18 protein-coding genes are annotated in these 18,926 nt (G+C 42.9%); 11 read left to right on the top strand and 7 right to left on the bottom strand.

The annotated features are described in order from the left end of the window. Positions 1 to 50: 50 nt before the first annotated feature. Complete coding sequence (locus tag ACVW0P_RS04415; protein ID WP_354427476.1) at positions 51 to 629, top strand: DUF1579 family protein; 579 nt, start codon at positions 51 to 53, stop codon at positions 627 to 629. A gap of 603 nt (positions 630 to 1,232) precedes the next feature. On the opposite strand, the gene ACVW0P_RS04420 is transcribed toward ACVW0P_RS04415, so the two are convergent. Both ACVW0P_RS04420 and ACVW0P_RS04425 read right to left on the bottom strand, forming a co-directional pair. Continuing rightward, complete coding sequence (locus ACVW0P_RS04420) at positions 1,233 to 1,361, bottom strand: hypothetical protein (protein WP_354427474.1); 129 nt, start codon at positions 1,359 to 1,361, stop codon at positions 1,233 to 1,235. Between the two features lie 278 nt (positions 1,362 to 1,639). Further along, positions 1,640 to 2,854 (bottom strand): site-specific integrase, encoded by a 1,215-nt coding sequence (locus tag ACVW0P_RS04425; protein WP_354427473.1) that lies wholly within the window; start codon positions 2,852 to 2,854, stop codon positions 1,640 to 1,642. A 246-nt stretch (positions 2,855 to 3,100) separates the two neighbouring features. Here ACVW0P_RS04425 and ACVW0P_RS04430 point away from each other — a divergent pair, with 246 nt between their 5' ends. The 3 genes from ACVW0P_RS04430 (at position 3,101) to ACVW0P_RS04440 (ending at position 7,124) form a co-directional block, all read left to right on the top strand. Next, positions 3,101 to 3,757 carry a hypothetical protein gene (locus tag ACVW0P_RS04430; RefSeq protein ID WP_457131006.1) on the top strand — a complete coding sequence of 219 codons (657 nt, stop codon included), beginning with the start codon at positions 3,101 to 3,103 and terminating at the stop codon, positions 3,755 to 3,757. Positions 3,758 to 3,978: 221 nt separating this feature from the next. Beyond that, a complete protein-coding gene (locus ACVW0P_RS04435) occupies positions 3,979 to 6,360 on the top strand; it encodes an ABC transporter permease (protein ID WP_457131007.1) in 2,382 nt (793 codons plus the stop codon). A 482-nt stretch (positions 6,361 to 6,842) separates the two neighbouring features. Then, positions 6,843 to 7,124 carry a helix-turn-helix domain-containing protein gene (locus tag ACVW0P_RS04440; RefSeq protein ID WP_457131008.1) on the top strand — a complete coding sequence of 94 codons (282 nt, stop codon included), beginning with the start codon at positions 6,843 to 6,845 and terminating at the stop codon, positions 7,122 to 7,124. On the opposite strand, the gene corA is transcribed toward ACVW0P_RS04440, so the two are convergent. Together corA and ACVW0P_RS04450 are read right to left on the bottom strand one after the other, a co-directional pair. Beyond that, a complete protein-coding gene (corA, locus tag ACVW0P_RS04445) occupies positions 7,121 to 8,245 on the bottom strand; it encodes a magnesium/cobalt transporter CorA (protein WP_457131009.1) in 1,125 nt (374 codons plus the stop codon). The genes ACVW0P_RS04440 and corA overlap by 4 nt on opposite strands. Further along, on the bottom strand, positions 8,245 to 8,856 hold the full coding sequence (locus ACVW0P_RS04450) for a WbqC family protein (RefSeq protein ID WP_457131010.1): 612 nt from the start codon (positions 8,854 to 8,856) through the stop codon (positions 8,245 to 8,247). Before ACVW0P_RS04450 ends, corA begins: the two co-directional genes overlap by 1 nt. Before the next feature lie 35 nt (positions 8,857 to 8,891). On the opposite strand from ACVW0P_RS04450, the gene ACVW0P_RS04455 reads away from it, so the two are divergent. Both ACVW0P_RS04455 and ACVW0P_RS04460 read left to right on the top strand, forming a co-directional pair. After that, positions 8,892 to 9,776, top strand: a complete 885-nt coding sequence (locus ACVW0P_RS04455; RefSeq protein ID WP_457131011.1) for a lysophospholipid acyltransferase family protein — start codon at positions 8,892 to 8,894, stop codon at positions 9,774 to 9,776. Then, positions 9,773 to 10,831: a glycosyltransferase family 2 protein gene (locus ACVW0P_RS04460; protein ID WP_457131012.1), complete on the top strand. Its 1,059-nt coding sequence runs from the start codon at positions 9,773 to 9,775 to the stop codon at positions 10,829 to 10,831. Before ACVW0P_RS04455 ends, ACVW0P_RS04460 begins: the two co-directional genes overlap by 4 nt. Before the next feature lie 67 nt (positions 10,832 to 10,898). Here ACVW0P_RS04460 and ACVW0P_RS04465 read toward each other — a convergent pair whose 3' ends face one another. Then, on the bottom strand, positions 10,899 to 13,463 hold the full coding sequence (locus ACVW0P_RS04465; RefSeq protein ID WP_457131013.1) for a mechanosensitive ion channel family protein: 2,565 nt from the start codon (positions 13,461 to 13,463) through the stop codon (positions 10,899 to 10,901). A 67-nt stretch (positions 13,464 to 13,530) separates the two neighbouring features. Further along, positions 13,531 to 13,953, bottom strand: a complete 423-nt coding sequence (gene aroQ / locus ACVW0P_RS04470; RefSeq protein ID WP_457131014.1) for a type II 3-dehydroquinate dehydratase — start codon at positions 13,951 to 13,953, stop codon at positions 13,531 to 13,533. A gap of 40 nt (positions 13,954 to 13,993) precedes the next feature. Here aroQ and xerD point away from each other — a divergent pair, with 40 nt between their 5' ends. Together xerD and ACVW0P_RS04480 are read left to right on the top strand one after the other, a co-directional pair. Further along, positions 13,994 to 14,899, top strand: a complete 906-nt coding sequence (gene xerD / locus ACVW0P_RS04475) for a site-specific tyrosine recombinase XerD (protein WP_354430359.1) — start codon at positions 13,994 to 13,996, stop codon at positions 14,897 to 14,899. A 104-nt stretch (positions 14,900 to 15,003) separates the two neighbouring features. Next, positions 15,004 to 15,408 (top strand): hypothetical protein, encoded by a 405-nt coding sequence (locus ACVW0P_RS04480; RefSeq protein WP_457131015.1) that lies wholly within the window; start codon positions 15,004 to 15,006, stop codon positions 15,406 to 15,408. Positions 15,409 to 15,417: 9 nt separating this feature from the next. Here ACVW0P_RS04480 and prmC read toward each other — a convergent pair whose 3' ends face one another. Continuing rightward, a complete protein-coding gene (prmC, locus tag ACVW0P_RS04485) occupies positions 15,418 to 16,290 on the bottom strand; it encodes a peptide chain release factor N(5)-glutamine methyltransferase (RefSeq protein WP_457131016.1) in 873 nt (290 codons plus the stop codon). Positions 16,291 to 16,323: 33 nt separating this feature from the next. Between prmC and ribD the strand changes: the two genes are divergently transcribed. From ribD to ACVW0P_RS04500, 3 genes are read left to right on the top strand one after another with little or no spacing between them, the layout of a single operon-like run. Next, a complete protein-coding gene (gene ribD, locus ACVW0P_RS04490; protein WP_457131017.1) occupies positions 16,324 to 17,376 on the top strand; it encodes a bifunctional diaminohydroxyphosphoribosylaminopyrimidine deaminase/5-amino-6-(5-phosphoribosylamino)uracil reductase RibD in 1,053 nt (350 codons plus the stop codon). Between the two features lie 12 nt (positions 17,377 to 17,388). Beyond that, complete coding sequence (locus ACVW0P_RS04495) at positions 17,389 to 18,252, top strand: EamA/RhaT family transporter (RefSeq protein ID WP_457131018.1); 864 nt, start codon at positions 17,389 to 17,391, stop codon at positions 18,250 to 18,252. A 3-nt stretch (positions 18,253 to 18,255) separates the two neighbouring features. Beyond that, positions 18,256 to 18,870, top strand: coding sequence for an IMPACT family protein (locus ACVW0P_RS04500; RefSeq protein WP_457131019.1), 615 nt, complete (start codon positions 18,256 to 18,258; stop codon positions 18,868 to 18,870). Positions 18,871 to 18,926 lie beyond the last annotated feature (56 nt).

Consider the following 18,926-nt stretch of genomic DNA (forward strand, 5'->3'; position numbering starts at 1 on the left):
TATTTTTAAAGTCAAATACTATTTTTTATCTTTAATGAAAACACCTACTCATGAAAATTTATAAATTTATTTCAATCGTATTGATTTGCGCAAGCCCAATGGTTTTAATGGGGCAGGCCAAACCAGAGAATACCGATATGACTATAATGCTGGACTTATCCCGTCCTGGCGAAATGCATGAAATATTATCGCAGCTAATCGGGACCTGGCGATTTCAGGATAAAAAATTAGCTTTTGTAAAAGGTACACTGACCCGTAATTCAATATACAATGATCGCTTTTTCAATGTAGAAATCACTGGCGGTAAACTTCAATTACCTATCCGTAGCGGGATGAAGGAAGATAATTATCATAGCTTCCAATTAGAGGGATACGACAACGTTAAAAAGCAGTTTATCACGATCTCGATAAACAATCACATAGGAAGTGATATTCAGGAGCAAACAGGTAATTACGATGCTGCAAAAAAGCAATTGAGTTATGAGTGGGAAAGTAGCATTCTCCCGGATAAAAAAATGAGAAATCGAAGAATAATAACTTTTGTTGATGGGAATCACTATATTGAGGAGTACTTCGAATTTAATAAAGGAACTTTCGAAAAGGTGAGAGAACTAGATTACATAAAGTAAAAAAGTTTGACAATGGCTGTCAGCAAACACTAGTTGATTTTAATATAATGTAATTTAAAAGGAAAGTTGGCAAGCCCCCTACCAAAGCAAAAATACTTCATGCTAAACTTTATAATCAATGGGTAGAGCGGGTTCATGCCATGAAAACTCTAAATTTCTGACGGCTTTCAATACTGGGTAAGTGAGGGAAATTACACGATTTTTGCATTACATGGTTAATTGTGCCTTCCACAATTGATTTTGTGTTTGGAATATGACACCAATAACTGTTAAAGAGAAAAAGAGTAGGGGATAATCCTCAGGGGGTCACTTGATATATCATAAATAGGCTAAATATTACGATATGTAGGCATGAACTACAATTACAGGCCCACAAGAACCCGAAGATGGGCATAATGAGGCGAATGTGCCATTACTGTTTATTTAGCTTACGGCCCGCGTGCAACTACTTTACCAAACTGGCTACAAAGCTCTACAAAAGTTAGCGGCCAACTTGGTACTAACAACCCCAAAACTAATTTCCTGAATATTTACAAAAAGATGATGTGCAGGGTACGGTAACATTCGGTGGAAAATGTTGGGCTTGGCAGCCGGGGCGCTTTGTCAGTACTTTTTAATGGTGCTGGAAAAGTAAACCTGCACCGGCATTAGATTATTGGGGGCATCCGATGCGGGTGCCCTTAAATATTGGTTGATTCCTATAAAGCCATGCTCCGGGATCGAGGTTTGCATTGGCCGGTAATAAGAAAGCCCCGGTTAGAAACCGAGGCTGATCCGAAAGGGTGGGTTAGTCAATAGTTACTTACTTATACGCTAAACATTCAAAATTTGTTGTGAGTCCAAAAAAAAACTCTTCGGAATCTGAATTCCAAAGAGTTAACTATTGACTAAAGAACACCCCTGCTCTTTAGTATATACAAGTAACATTAAAACTACGGATAAGTTTGCTACGAAATGTAACGCAAATATATTCAATTACGTGACAGGAGGCACCTTAGAGATTGAATGATTTAAATTGCAGCGTACTTCTGTTTAAGAGCAGCCATATCCTGGCTTACTTTTAAATCCAATATTTTAGCGTAATGCTGAGTGGTTTTAATACTGGTATGGCCTAACATTTTGCTAACCGTTTCTATTGGAACATTATTAGATAAAGTAACAGTTGTTGCGAAAGTGTGCCTTGCCAAATGAAATGTTAGATGCTTAAAGACATCCGATAAGTCTGCTATCTCCTTTAAGTAAGCGTTCATCTTTTGGTTGCTCAAAACCGGCAATAATAAGCCCTGATTTTCACATTGCGGGTGATCCTGATATCGGTTCAAAATTTCTAATGCTACAGGTAAGAGCGGTATCCTTGAAGAAGTATCTGTTTTTTGCCTGCTTGTAAATATCCATTGGCCACCGTCCATGCCTATACCTATCTCGTTTCTTCTTAGTTTTTTAACATCAGCATAGGATAATCCGGTATAGCAGCAAAAAACAAAAACATCCCGTACCTGTGTTAAACGTTCAACAACAAATTTTTTACTGGTGATGGCATCCAGTTCTTGTTGTGTTAAATAAATGCGCTCTTTGGCTTTTGCAGTAGATTTGAAATTGATAAACGGGTTCTGTTTTAGCCAATTGTTTGCAATACAGTGATTGACGATTTTTTTCAAATGCTTTATGTATTTGGCTGCCGATACCCCACTAATTTTACATTCGGCTTTTAGATAAAATTCAAACCCGGCAATAAACGCATGATTTAATCGGTTGATTTCTATATCGGTTTTACCATATTCCTTCTGTAAATAAGCTATGAGGTGTTTCTCGGAAGTGTTATACCCTTTCAATGTGTTGACCTCAAACCCATTTCCTATCAGAGCCTTTACTTTCGAGTTATGCTCATTGAATAATTGCATCAGGAAGTGGTTCTTTTGATTCTTTCCGGCAAATTCGTTGTGAAGGCTTTCAGTTGTTACCTGCTGGTTCGTATCAATTAATGCCTGTTGTGCATTCCGAAGTTTGGTTTGCAGGCTGTCTAGATAATTGTTAAGTGACTTGATTTCTTCTTTGGATCCAATTGCACGCCCCGCTTGGTTGTTCCATTTGACCGGATCACAATCGCGCCCTACTGATATATCTGCGCGTTTGCCACTAACGGTGATGCGCATGTAGATGGGCATTGCACCCCCTTTGTAGTTTTTTTGCTTTCTGATGTAGAAAAGCAGATGGAAATTACTCATAATTACAAGCTTAAAAAGTTAAACAAAAGTAAGTTTGTAGTCTGCTTTTATCAAGATGTTCACTCGCTGAACAGGTTGACAGTCAATTAATTATAAGCAATTCGGTGCGTAGTTATTTTCCACTTAGTTACGCACCGAATTACGCTCATTTTTGTTGCGTTTTGGTGCATAATATGGAGTTTTGATGCCAACAAAAAACCATGTAAACTTTTGATTTGCAGGGTTTTAGCACCTTTTGGTATTGTTTTGTGTAGCCCGTTTGGGAATACGTTTTTCCGGGCCGAGTTCAACCCCGAGGCTGAGAATCCCGCCCTGTACGCTAATTACGAAACCTACCTGGAATCGGCCCTTGAAGCGGCCATCAACAAAACAAAGGCGCAGGTGCTCATCATCGATAACCTTACCTATATGGCCACCGGCACCGAGCGCGCACGCGATGCCCTGCCGCTAATGAAAAAGCTGAAAGCCCTAAAGGCGAAGCATAAACTGAGCATGCTGGTACTGGCCCACACGCCAAAACGCAACCAAAGCAGCCCCATTACCGTGAACGACCTGCAAGGCAGCAAAATGATCATCAACTTTTGCGATAGCGCCTTTGCCATTGGTAAAAGCCACACCGAACCCGGCAAACTGTACCTGAAACAGGTAAAACAACGCAGCCGCAAAACCGTGCACGACGAGCATAATGTTTGCCTTTGCCACATAGAGAAGGACATGACGGACCTGCATTTCGTATTTGACGGCCACGCCAAAGAACGCGACCACCTGCAAAGCGCCGACGCCCGCGCCCGCGAACTAAACCAACAAAAAGCCCGCGACCTGCACCTAACCGGCAAAAGCTACCGCCAAATAAGCGCGCAACTCAATATCCCGGTGAGTACATTGGCAAGATGGTTAGGGTAGATCAACAAGCCGAGACGCTTGCGGTAACGCGGGTTTTGAAAGGTAATGGAGCGCCAGTTGTATGATGGCTGTAATATAATCGAACACATTGTTCATAAACGAACAATAGCTATACCTGTTAACTGTCTGATCGTTAACAGGTTATTCTATTGGCATATAATATGTTGAAATAAGTTGAATACCCCTTATATGCTATCCTGAAATTTAGTTATACAGCCATAATGAATAAATCAGACTTAAAGATTGCGGTACGTACCTTTTTAAAGGGGAAATGGTATAACTTTTTAAATATTGCCGGGCTATCCCTTGGTTTGGCAGCATTTATTTTTGTGACCCTTTATCTTAATTACGAAACTGGTTACGATCAGTGGAACAAAAACATTAATCGTATTTTTCTTGTTGAACGCGAACTGACCAATGGTCCTTCGCCATATACACCCGGGCTTTTAGCCGGCGAAATAAAAAGCCAATGCCCCGAGGTGGAAATGATAGGGAGGACTAATACCGCTCTTTTTCAAATTCCATTTTATACACAATCGGGAAAATTCCTCGTAAAAAAGTGGGTAGGGGCCGATTACTCCATCGCTGAAATATTTGGTATCAAACTTAAGGGTGGTCAACTTGATCCAAAAACCACTATACCAACTACGCTGTTATCGAAAAAAACAGCTGATGCCCTTTTCCCGGGCGGTAGCTTTGTGCAGAATAAAACAGTGAATATGATGTCGAAGTCGGGTATGCCCATGACCATTGCGGGGGTAGCTGAGGATGTGCCGGGTAATACCAATTTAAACTATGATTGTATCGGCTTTTCTGAAGATATTACAAAGGGAAAGGATCAGAGCTACGCAACACAAATCTATCAAACCTATATATTGGTAAAGCCAAACACCGATATTAAGCTGCTTTCTAAAAAGATAGATAAAATATATGAGGCCGCCGCCCTGGCAGATACCAGCCAGGTTGCCAAGGAATCGTTAAGAAGAACGGGAGCAGCAGCAATTTATTTAGACCCACTGAAAAACCTGCATTTAAAACCTCATTACGGTTCGCACGTAAATAATCAGATCGTCAACGGCCTGATGATACTGGCTATGGTGATACTGATCGTAACAGGCGTAAATTTTACAAATCTTTACATTTCGCAAGCTTTCAAACGTTCCAAAGAAGTCGGTATTAAAAAAGTTAATGGTATAGTAAAGAGGCAAATAGCCTTGCAGTTTATATTAGAGATATTTATCCAATGCATTATTTCCTTAACTATTTCTTTTGGGATAGTAATAGCAGGCCTGCCTTATTTTAACCAGTTGCTGCAGGTAAACCTGCTCATCTCGGGTATAAATTTTAGTATTGTTAGTCAACTTTGCCTTACCCTAATTATCCTTACTTTACTGGCTGGTACTTACCCTGCGTTAATTATGGCCGGTTTTAAACCTGCTGATGTATTGCGGGGCAACCAGCATACTAACGGCGGCAAGCTTTCGTGGGTTAGGGGTTCTATAACCGTACTGCAGTTTACGTTTGCTATTGTGTTTGTGATATCGCTTATCGTGATCAACCAACAGGTTAAATACATGAAAACCGAAGATACCGGCTTTACCGCCCAACAAGTTGTGTATATAGATAACCTCGCTCTGTATAATACACCTGATAAGTTTGAACAGGTACGGAACCGTATAAAAGCGATGCCCGGTGTTAAAAGCGTAACGGTAGCTTCTAATATCCCGGGCGGCATTATGCCTGCTTCTTTTGACTATACTATTCTTAATAAGGCGTTTACTTTAAATACCATCAGTGTCGACTACGAATATTTTGAAACCCTGAATATCGGGGTAAAGGAAGGGCATGTTTTTTCTTCATCGTTCCCGGTAGATTCTTCAAACGCAGTGATTAATGAATCAGCCGCAAGAACGATGGCATTAAAAAACCCTGTTGGTATAACCATAAAGGGGCGGGGAGGTTACTACAAGGTTATTGGGGTTATAAAAGACGTGAAAGCTTACGGGTTTGAAGAAAACATACAGCCAACTATCTATTTAATGAACGACCATAGCTCGCTTTCCAAAACACAAATTATGATAAGTGCCGAAAACAAAGTAATACCGTCGCTGCTAAAAACATTGGGCAACCAGTGGAGTAGCATCAATAAACTCGACGGAGATAATTTCAACTATCATTTCCTGGATGAATTGTATGAAAAGCTTTTTATAAAACAGGAGCAATTACAAACCGTGCTAAGCTATTTTTCGGCATTGGCCATATTTATAGCCGGTTTAGGTTTTTTCGCTTCGGCAGCTCATTCTATCCACTTACGAATGAAGGAAATGGCGATCAGGAAAGTATTTGGCGCAAAGGGAGAGCAATTGATGCTGGTTTTAAGCAAACCCTTTTTCTATTTAGTTTTCATTGCAAATATTATTGCGTGGCCCGTTTCCCTAATAGTTGCAAATAAGTGGTTACAAACCTTTGCGTACAGAATACATCTTTCCATTACACCTTTTGTAATTGCTTTGGTTATATCTATAGTTATCGTTTTTTTTACAGTTTGCCTGCAGGTTATCCGGGCCGTAAGGTTTAATCCGGCTATTAAATTAAAGGTATAATTTTATTCACTGAAGAGCGCCGGGCCGACAAAAAGCCGTGGCCGAGGGTTAAGGCCTGTTCGAGAAAGGATTTTTTGGCTTGAATTATTCAGGTGTTTATAGGTTCAGGAGTTCCCTATGGTCGGTTTTTGTTGTTTTTTGATCAAGCAAAAAGTAATAACCATCCGAGGCAATGAGCGGACTGGCGTTGATCACAGCCCTACACCGCACCTAACGAATAACTAATAGCCGACGTTTCTATCCGAAATTGTCACGAAGACGCCCGCAATTACATGGTGGAGATGGATGACTGATTACTTAGTATTTGGGATGCCGAAATAAATTAAGCATCACGGATTTTGAATAGAAAGACAGCCACTTAATTACCTAATGCTTAATCGTACAATTTGAGGTAACATTTTTTTAATTAGAAAGATAATTTATAAATCCAAGAGATTCGTTTTACCGTATGTGTTAGTATACCAAAACACATACTGAGATCCATGAAAAGCGAATACCAAAAAAAGGTCGATCAGATAGTAAACAACATCAGGATTATACGCGAGCGTAAAAATTACAGCCAGGATTATATTGCCATGAAGATGAATTCCTCACAAAATTCTTATTCAAAACTGGAGCTGGGTTACTCGAAGTTAACGATGACAAAATTGTTGGAGATCTGCCAGATCCTGGACGTTAGCGTGGTAGATATCATGCACCCGCGCAAGCCAAAAGCACCTTACCTGCTGGTACATAACCCCGCCCTAAGGTTAAGCCAGGCTTAAAGCTTATTGAACCACCCCTTGCGCCAAAATATAAGCACCTGGAAGGCGCCTATCAAAAACATTCCTATTATTGCGTACACATACCCGTGCTGCACATACAGTTCGGGCATATTATCACGTATCACGTGCCCGTGGGTGTCCTCGCGGCTAAAGTTCATACCATAGATACCGGCTATAAACGTCAGCGGGATAAATATCACCGATATTATGGTGAGCACCTTCATGATCTCGTTCATGCGGTTGCTTACCATGCTCAGGTAAAGGTCGATTATACTGCTGGTTACCTCTTTATAACTTTCTACCATATCCATCGCCTGGATGCAATGGTCGTAGGCGTCGCGTAAAAACAGTTTCGTTTCTTTGGTTATCTCGGGGCTTTCGCTGCGGATCATGTCATTGATCTTGTCGCGCTCCGGCCAGCACGATCGGCGGATGATGATGAGCGTACGTTTCAGTTGCTGCGCATCAAACATGATGCTTTTATCGGGGCTTTTGTACAATTTATCCTCGGTTTCATCAATCATGTCGCCAAGTTTAGACAGCAGTACAAAGTAATTATCAAGGATGGTATCGGTAAGGGCATAAAATATATAACCCGGCCCCGCAGTACGGATCACACCTTTACCGGCTTTTAACCGGGTGGTAACTACCTCAAAGTAATCCACATGGCTTTCCTCAAAGCTGATGATGATATTATCTTTTACGATGCCGCTAAACTGGCAGTTCACCAGTTCATTTTCTTTGTTAAAATAAATAATGCGGCTGGTACCGAAAACGTAGCCTTCGTACTCGTCAAACTTGGGCCGCTGATGGGTGTTCACCACATCCTCTAACACCAGTTGGTTAATGCCCAAAAACGTGCCGATGTCTTCAATCAACTTGGCATCGCCAATACCGTTTATCTTTATCCAGTGGGTATGGTCTTTACACTTGGCTATCTGCTTGGTAATGGTTTCCATATCCTTACCCTTGCTGGTTTGCAGGTCATCCTGTGTAAAGGAGTATATGGTAATTTTAGGGGGCAGGGCATCATCGGGAATTATGATACTACCGGGGCGCGCGCCTACATTAAGTTGTCGTTTTTTGCCTTTATAGTGTACGCGCTTGGTATAAGTTGCCATTAAAAATAGTTTAAGGCTTGCGGGCCCTGGTTAAACAACAGGTCTACAATGCTTAAATTTTGCAAAAAGCCCTGCCGCTCTTCAAAAACCTGAAAGTAAGGCTTTTGTTGTGTATGGTCTGCATTTTTACCGTTTAGGGTGGTACGCAGGTCGGTAAGGTTGGGGTAGGTAGCCTCGTAGGTATCGGTAACCTGCATCTCCATCTTTATTTTAAGCAGGCGCAGCAATAAGGCCATCAGTTCGCTGTTATAATCAAACAGAAAAGTGGTTTGCTTTTCATAGAAGGGCGCGAAATCGTCCTCGTAATATTCAAAATATGCCGAGCTGCGGTAGCAGGTTTGCAAACCCATCCAGTGTGCGCGCTGCCATCTAAAATCGTAGCTGATCTTTACGTCTTTAGTTACCGTATGATTTTTGGAGCCTTTAATAACCGGCACGGTAAGCACCTGCCTGCCATCGGGCGAGTAGATGTTGGCGCGGTTGCGGTAGGTTTGTTTTGGGAAATGTTCCTCACGCTCAAACACAACGTCCGGCGTAAATGCCGCAAGGTTTGTAAAATAATCTATCGGGGGCAGGTAAAACATAGGCAAAACAGCACCGTTCTCAATCATATATATTTTTTATGTTTGTGGCAAAATTGGTAAAAATGTTAAGAAAAGCGGCTTTAAATACGGGTATATTTTTTTTATACCTGGTATCGTTGCTGCCTTTTTGGTTTTTATACGGCATAGCCGATGTTATCTTCCTTATTTTATACTACGTTATCCGCTACCGGCGTGATGTGGTGAAGACAAACCTTGCCAATTCCTTCCCCGAACGCAGCGAGGCCGAGCGCCAGAAAATTGAGCGCCGGTACTACCGCTACATGGCCGACCTGATGGTAGAAACCATTAAGATGATCAGTGTTACCGAAAAATCATTGCGCAAGCGGATGAAGCCTACCAACCCCGAACTTGTTCAACATTATTTTAGCCAGGGGCGAAGCATCATTGCCGCCGCCGGGCATTACTGTAACTGGGAAATGGCCGCGCTGGCCTTTGGTCTGCTTACAAAAGAAAAACGCATCATCGTTTACAAGCCACTCTCTAACGAGGTTTTCGACGGGCTGTTCAATAAAGTCAGGGCACGTTTCGGCGCCATACTGGTTGCCATGAAGCAAACCCTGCGCACCATGGTTTCCTTTAAAAACGACCTGACTTTCAGCGTGCTGGTAAGCGACCAAACGCCCGTAAAGCACGAGATAAATTATTTCACCACTTTTTTAAACCAGCCAACCGCTGTTTTTTTGGGGATAGAGAAGCTCTCTAAAATGATAAACGCTGTGGTGTTATTTTACCGCATAGACCGTGTTAGCCGTGGTTATTATACCTATACATTGGTGCCATTGATTGAGCACCCTAAAGAAACAATGGGCCACGAAATTACCGAGGCGCACGTACAATACCTTGAAAAACTGATCCGCGAAACCCCCCAATATTGGCTTTGGAGCCACCGCAGGTGGAAATTTAAGCCGGAGGATATGAATACATGATAGATACACCAAAAGTTGCCGTAGTAATATTGAACTGGAACGGCATCAGATACCTCCGCGATTTTCTGCCGTTCGTACTGGCCTCTACCTGGCCCAACCTGGATATTGTGGTGGGCGATAACGGCTCGTCGGACGAATCACTGGAGTTTTTACGGAGTACTTACCCGTCTATCCGGATCATCGAAAATAAAGAGAACTATGGTTTTACCGGTGGATACAACCGCGTGCTCGCACAGGTAGAAGCAGATTACTACATCCTGCTCAATTCCGACGTGGAGGTACAACCCGGCTGGATAGAGCCTGTCATCGCCTTGATGCAGACTGACGAGAAGATTGCAGCAGCCGCGCCCAAGATCATGTCGTACGCGCAGAAAGACCATTTTGAGCACGCAGGGGCTGCAGGTGGCTTTATAGATAAGTTTGGCTACCCTTTTTGCCGCGGGCGGATCTTTTACGAGATAGAGGTGGATAAGGGCCAATACGATGATGCAGGAGAAATCTTTTGGGCATCGGGCGCGGCCATGTTCATCAAAAAGAAAAACTGGGACGAAGCAGGTGGTTTCGATGAGAGCTTTTTTGCCCACATGGAAGAGATAGACCTTTGCTGGCGTTTAAAAAACATGGGTTACAAAGTGATGTACTGTCCGCAGTCGGTGATTTACCACGTTGGCGGCGGCACCCTTAATGCCGAAAATCCTTTCAAAACGTACCTAAACTTCCGCAATAATTTGTTGTTGCTGAAGAACAACCTACCATTCTGGCGGGCATTCTGGACCATCAACATCCGTTTCTGGATGGACCTGCTGGCACTTGTACGCTTTTTGATGGAGGGCAAACGCAAAGATGCCTGGGCAATAAGCCGCGCGCATCAAAACTTTGTAAGGCGCTTGTTCCAATCAAAGGTTAAGAGCGATGTGATCAAAAGATACCACAAACAGATCTCGAACGAAAAATATCACCATGTAACCGGCGTTTACTCACGCAGCCTGGTGTGGGATTTCTTTGTGAATAAGAAAACAAAGTTCACGGAATTAGAGAAGAAGGACCTGGCGTAAATAAAACATGAAAATTCGCCGCGCTTCATTGCAAGGTACGAAGCAATGACTGCTTTTTTTGCATTACCTACTGATCCGGCGCAATCGGCCCGGTGCCTGCATCCGGCAGGTCGGTATCGTTAGTATCTGTAAGTGCTTCCGTTGGCTCATCCGCAGCGGCTTTTTTCTTTTTCTTTTTAAAGAGTTCTTCCTGGTCGCTGGTGAGCCTTAAGTGAAGGTCGCGTTGCGGGTATGGTATCTCGATGCCTTCTTTATCAAATGTGGCGTATATATCCGTTAGCACGGCACTTTTAAGGGATAACCAGGTACCAATATCAGCCGCCCAAAATAACAGCCTAAAATCGACCGAGTTCTCGTTCAGGTTATGCACAAATATCAACGGGGCGGGGTTGTCCATGATCTCTTCACGGTTGCAGAGCAGATCGGTCAGCATCTTTTTCACCCTCTCAATATCAGAACCGTAAGCTACGCCGATAATGAGTTCGATCCGGCGATTGTTATTACTTAGTGTCCAGTTGATCACGTGATGAGATATCAGGTCGCCATTGGGGATTATTACCTCGGCGCCATCGCTGGTGGCTATCTTGCTGGAACGGATGCCAATTTCCATGATGGTACCGCTGCGGCTGTCCACCTCAATAATGTCGCCTATCTGGATCGGTTTCTCAAAGGCCAGTATCAAACCCGATACCAGGTTGTTTACGATGTTCTGCAAGCCAAAACCGATACCGATACCAAACGCACTGATGATGATAGTGATCTTATCCAGCGGGAAACCCGAAGCGGTTACCGCCAGTAAAAACCCTACTGCAAATACACCCAGCTTAATTAGCAAGGTAGATGTGCGGTTCTTCTTTTTAGCTACATCAATATCGTTGGCATGCTTGCCCGCAACTTCGTACAGGTAGCTAATGATGCGCGCCGCTACAGACGACAGCCAGATAACCGCAATGAAGATAATGATACTTTGGAAAGTAAAACTGGTGTTGGTACCGCCTATGCTACGGCTGGTAGTCAGGAATTTACTTAACCAGTCAAACACCGCGTCCTCAACGCTTAGGTTTTGAGTAAGCATTATCAGCCAAAGCACGCTTGCCATTATGGTTAAAATACTCCTGAACTTATTTTGCAGCATCTTAAAATCGATAAACGAGCTTAAGCCGTTGCTGTTTTTATTAGCCTCTAACTGCAGGAAAAGGCTTTGCATAATTATCTGCACCAGGTAGTACATCCCCAAAGCCAGCCACAGATTATAAATGCTGGTTACCCCAACAATTTTAGCTAATGTAACACGGCCAAACACATTAAATAAAAATGCGATAACCTGTAAGCCAATAAATATTTTGATGATGGTTTTGGTATGTGGCAGGTAATCTTCGGGCGCTTTTTGTACCTTTTGTAAAAAGTAATAACTCACCACCGCGGTAATAGCCGATAGTATCAGCACAATCACCCTGTCGGTGTTTGATACCTCAACAAACAGGTTGCTAAAGCTGTAAAAAATAACCAGGCAATACATTATCCGCAGGTATTTGAATAGCTCCTGCGGGCATGTTTTTTTTACGATGTATAAGATGGCTGTTATAAGCACCACAAAAAATAGTTCCAGCACCACCACCGGCGGATGGTCGTAAAAATTAGGCACTATGGCAAATGCCATAATTAACGACGACGCGATAGGATAAAGCGATACATATTTAGCGTGACTAAACACACTCGCAGGCGACTCCTTGATCAGTAAAACTTTGCGACGGTTGTTATAGATCCACACAAAAAATAAGATCAGTATCAGGAAACCGGCAAAGTGTATCAGCGGGTCGCGGATAACAAAAAACCCAAGCAGCTTGGTATTCATGCTCCAGGTTTTGGAAAGCGCTGTTTTAAAAGTGCTTTGGGTGTTGCGGTCCATCTCCCAAATGCTATTATTCTCGTCGCTAAGCGCCTGGATGCTAAACTCGCGGATCTTGATGTCTATCTGGTCTTTAAGATCGAGCAGGGAAATGTAAACCGATGACACCCTGTTTTGTAGTAAACCAACTTTAAGCAATAGCTTTTTATTGGTGGTATCCAACCGTTTATACTTGCTTTCCATCGCTATCTTCTGGATCAGGAAGGTGGTAAGCAGGCTGCTATCGGCAGGCACAATTTTCATGGCCGAATCTTTATCCATCGACGCAAGCTCATTTTGGTTTTGCACCAGTTTTGTATTAATGTCGGCCAGTTTATCCTGCCACAGGTCAAGCTGATCATCGCTACGGGTAAGGATATCGCGGATGGCATACAGGTAACGCAGGGTGCTGGATTGGTCGTCATCTATCAGGCTTTTTATAAGGCCGATGCGTTTCTCGAATGAAGGCAGTTTTTGGCTTACATCAACCGTATCTATGTTGCGCGACAGGCTGGTTTTTATGGAGTTGAATGACGCGGTATAGTACTCAACCTTTTGCAGCAGGTTATTGATGGAGGTATCGGACTTTTTGAACGTCCGCATCATTGAATCGCGGCGCAGGATGGCCCGGCGGAGCGAATCGCGGACGGTTTGCGGTTTGCGCTTGCTTTGCGCCGAAACATCCGCCACAAATAAAGTAAACAGGAGAAATAGAACGGAACTTATTTTGAATACTTTATTCATCGGGGGTATTACAGATGTTGTATTATTTAGTTTAAACTTAACCTCTTTTAGAATTATGAGCCAAAGCTTAATATTCCAACAACAGGCTTTCTATTGCCAACCTGTACGAGTGCATGCCAAAACCGGCTATGACGCCTTTACAGCTTGCAGCCAGCATAGAGTGGTGCCTAAATTCTTCGCGTTTATATACGTTAGAAATGTGTACTTCGATAGTTGGCGATTTAATAGCCGCTATCGCATCGGCAATGGCTACTGAAGTATGGGTGTAAGCGCCCGCGTTAAGCACAATACCATCGAAGGTAAAGCCTACTTCGTGCAGTTTATTTATAATTTCGCCCTCAACATTACTTTGGTAATAATTAATGGTGATGTTTGTAAAATGGTTTTGCAATTCGGCAAGGTAGCTTTCAAAATCGCTGCTGCCGTATATAGATTTTTCGCGTACGCCAAGCAGGTTTAAATTTGGCCCGTTAATAATTTGTATATTCATTTGTTCAAACTTAGGTATAAAACATTAAAACTAAAATCAATTGGACTGGCCACGGGCAATTAAAGGGTTTAAAACCTATCTGAAACTGGAACGCTCGCTCGCGGCCAACTCTATCGAGGCCTACACCCGCGACCTGGAGAAGCTATACCAATACGCCGATAGCCTGCCGGCCAAGCCATCGCCAATCAAATTCACCCTTACCGATCTTCGTAATTTCATCAACTGGGTGAACGAACTGGGGATGATCCCTTCCACACAGTCGCGCATCCTATCGGGCATTAAAGCGTTTTATAAATACCTGCTGATGGAAGACTTTATAGTAAGCGACCCATCCGAGTTATTGGAAACACCAAAGATCCAGCGGAAGCTGCCCGATACACTCAGCATCCACGAGATCAACCAGATGATTGCAGCCATTGACCTGTCTAAACCCGAAGGCGGCCGTAATAAAGCAATGCTGGAGGTTTTATACGGATGCGGCCTGCGTGTATCAGAACTTACGGAACTGCGCCTCTCTAACCTTTACTTGGACCCAACGGTAGAATTTATAAAAGTGACCGGCAAAGGCAGCAAGGAACGTTTAGTACCCATTGGCGGCGAAGCCATTAAAGCTCTTAACATTTGGGTAAAACAGATCCGTGTGCATACGCCTATCCAAAAAGGAGAGGAGGACCTGGTATTTTTAAACCGACGCGGCAAGCGTTTAAGCCGCGTTTATGTTTTCCTGCTGATTAAGCAATTGGCAGAATTAACGGGGATAAAGAAAAGCATCAGCCCGCATACGTTTCGCCATTCCTTTGCAACCCACTTGGTAGAAGGCGGCGCCGACCTGCGTGCCGTACAAGAAATGCTGGGCCATGAAAGCATTACCACAACCGAGATTTACACACATTTGGACAGGGAGTATTTGAAGAGTACGATAATTGAGTTTCACCCGAGGAATTGACATGTTAACAATTAATGGCTATAAGTTTTAAGTTATTTAAAGATTTATCTCTTTTTAAGAAACAATAACCATGTTATTGCATTATAACTCGTATAAACTTAAGTATGAAAAATTTAAAAGGGCTGGCAATTATAGTTTGTTCGATATTATTTGTTGCAAACACCGGTTGCAAAAAACTTGACGAAGGCCCGGCGCCTGATTATGATGTTGTTAATAAGATCTTCAGGGTGCATACAACAACAGCTGCAGGTACACCGTTTAATGTTACAATCACCCAAAAAAGCACTAACAATTCCAATAACGTTATAGATGTTACACAAGAAAATGGCGGTGATTTTAATTATGGTTTTACCCCTGAAGCAGGAAGCACAGTAACTGTTAAAGTACAGGCTAACAAGGCAATTAATTGCTATGTATTTTATAACGGTAAAAACTTTGGTATTGTAAACATGACTGCTACATCCGGCGGAAAATTTGAAGGTGAAATGAGTCAGCTGATAAGCAATTAAATTCGAATATTACATAGTTTTTACCGCCCTCACCATCCTGTCTCTGCCGCTCATATCTTTACGTAACTCAATAGCAATAAACCCTTTATCGCTCAATAGCTCCACAGTTTCTTTGCCAAAGTTTTCGTTGATCTCAAAAAAGAGCAAACCATTATCAGAGAGACGTTCTATTGCAAAATTGGCAATGGCTTTGTAGAAAATTAGTGGATCGTGCTCAGGTACAAAAAGGGCGCCGTGGGGCTCAAACGCGGTTACATTTTGGTGCATCTGCAATTTATCCTCAAGCGTAACATAAGGCGGGTTGGAGATGATGATATCGAATTTCGAATCTTCGATATCTAATTTTGTAATTAAAATATCGTCCAAAACAAATTCCACTTCCACTTCATTTATTACAGCGTTTTGCTTGGCCGTGTGCAAAGCATCCGCAGAAATATCTATCGCCATGACCAAGGCTCTCGGCAGGTTCTTTTTAATGCTAATTGCGATACAACCACTGCCGGTACCTATATCTAAGACCGAAACCGGCTTTTGATTATTAACTTTCAATTTTTGACTTTCCAAAACCCATTCCACCAATTCCTCCGTTTCCGGCCTTGGGATCAGCGTGGCGGGGTTCACTAAAAAGTTTAACCCGTAAAACTCTGTGCTTCCTAAAATATACTGCACGGGTTTACCTGTTTTAAGTTCATCAAGGATGCTTTGGATCTTTTCAGCAGCTTCGCCTGCTATCTCATCATCGGGGAATGCTTTGATCTTAGCGCGGGATATACCGGTAATTTCTTCCAGCACCAATAGCGCAACGGACGCTGTTTCACGGCTGTCATACACTTCATTTAAACCTTGCTGAAAGGAAAGGAATACATCCTTAATAGTTTTCATGCAACAAAGTAACATAAAACCTACTTTTGCACAATGGCATTACATGATATTTATATGCAGCGCTGCCTTGAACTGGCCGCTTTGGGCGCAGGTTCGGTTAGTCCGAACCCCATGGTTGGTGCTGTGATAGTATGGAATGGCAATATTATAGGTGAGGGTTACCATCAAAAATATGGCGAAGCCCATGCCGAGGTAAACGCCGTTAAAATGGTGACCAACAAATACGATAACCATGCCGACCTGTTACAGCAAAGCACCATATACGTATCGTTAGAACCTTGCGCGCATTACGGTAAAACGCCGCCCTGTGCCGATCTTATTATCAAACACCGCATCCCCAAAGTAGTAGTAGGCTGCCGCGACCCATTTGCACAGGTGGATGGTAAAGGCATCGAAAAACTACAGGCGGCAGGGGTAGAGATTACAGTTGACGTGTTAGAGCAAGAATGCCGGTGGCTAAATCGCCGCTTTTTTACCAAGGTGCAAAAGCAAAGGCCATATATTATCCTGAAATGGGCGCAAACTGCCGATGGCTTTTTTGCACCCGCAGATGGCAGCCAGCATTGGATAACCGGCCCCGAAAGCCGTAAGCTTGTACACCAATGGCGCGCCCAGGAAGATGCCATACTGGTTGGCAAGAACACTGTACTGGCCGACAACCCGCAATTGAATGTGCGCTATGCCGAAGGCCGTTCGCCTAAAAGGGTAGTGATAGACCGAAAGCTGGAGCTAAATAAAACTTTGAACGTGTTCGATCAATCGGTTGAAACATTGATATTTAACGAGGTTAAGTTTGATGTGGACGGCAAGAATAAATATATAGCTCTTGAAGATTTTGACCGCTTTGTACCGCAATATATTTTGTTCCAATTATACCTGCAGGATATCCAGTCGGTAATAATTGAGGGTGGGGCGCATACATTAAACTCGTTCATTGATGCCGGTTTGTGGGATGAAGCACGTATTTTTACCGGCGCATCTGTATTGCAGAACGGTATTAAAGCGCCTACAGTAACCGGGACAGTAATTTCGGAACAAATGGTTTGGGCCGATAACTTACAGATCATTACAAATACACCTACCTAATCTGTAAAAAACATGCTATACGTTTTTTTAAGTATTTGCTGCAGCGTAATTGTTTCCATCATGCTGAAACTGGCTAAACGTTACCAAATAGACGTATTCCAGGCCATTACGTGGAATTACAGCATGGCCATATTGCTTACCTGGTTATTTTTCAGGCCAAGTGTGCCCAGCCTGCAAAATGCTCCGGTTAGCATTTACGTGGCGGTAGGCTTTTTGCTGCCGGTAATTTTTATGATGATGGCTGTCTCGGTTAGGGTGGCCGGGATCGTGCGTACAGATGTAGCGCAACGCTTGTCGCTGTTTATCCCGCTGCTTGCATCGTTCCTGCTGTTTGGCGATAAATTGAACACGTTAAAAGTTGTGGGCCTTGTAATAGGTTTTGCTGCCATACTTTGCAGCATTCCATGGCAAAAGAAAACAGCTAACCGCAAGGTAATATCAAACGCGTGGATCTATTTGCTTATCGTGTTCTTCGGGATAGGGATCATCGATACCCTGTTTAAACAGGTAGCGGCGTTTAATGCTGTGCCATATACCACTTCGCTTTTTGTGATCTACATTTTGTCGTTTGTGATAGCACTTCTCATCCTGGGCATCAGAATTTTTACCAAAAAAACTAAATTCTCGTGGCCGCATATTGGCTTTGGGTGGATATTGGGTGTGGCTAATTTCGGTAATATTTTATTTTACTTAAAAGCGCATAAAGAATTATCGAGCACACCATCAACCGTATTTTCTGCTATGAACATCGGCGTTATTGCTTTAGGTACTTTGGTGGGCCTTGTGGTGTTTAACGAACGACTGAGCGTGCTTAACAAAATAGGGGTGGCGCTGGCAATTGTTGCTATTATAGTGATCACCCTTTCAAATAAATAACGCGTGCTGTTCGACGATACCTACAAAACCATTATCGCACCCACCGAAAATATCTTCCGCGACCGCGGGAGCAAGTTCCTGGCGTATGCCTACCCGGTAACTTCAGATAATGATATTAAACCCATCATAGCCAAATTAAAGGCCGAACACCCAAAAGCAAATCACCACTGCTGGGCGATAAGGTTAGGGATAGACCGTTCGGTGTTCCGTGTAAATGACGACGGCGAGCCATCGGGCACCGCGGGCAGGCCTATTTTGAATACCTTGTTATCACGCAATATCACCAATGTGTTGGTGGTGGTAGTCCGCTATTTTGGCGGTACGTTATTGGGCGTTCCCGGCCTCATTAACGCTTATAAAACCGCAACAGAAATGGCGCTGGACGTATCAGAAGTTATCGAAAAAACCGTGAACGACATCTACACCATAACTTTCGATTACGTGCAGATGAATGACGTAATGCGCATTATAAAAGAGGAACAATTACAAATATTGGAGCAGGTTTCAGAATTGAATTGCCTGATAAAATTATCTATCCGTAAAACACAGGTAGAACAGGCGATAAGTAAGCTGAATAAAGTAAACGGGGTAAAGGCGATTTATATTTATAGTGGGTAGCTGAAATCAAAAACCAAATAATCGCATAAATCCCGGTTCGCCTTTTCAGTAAAATT

It is taken from the genome of Mucilaginibacter sp. UYNi724 (assembly GCF_054057495.1).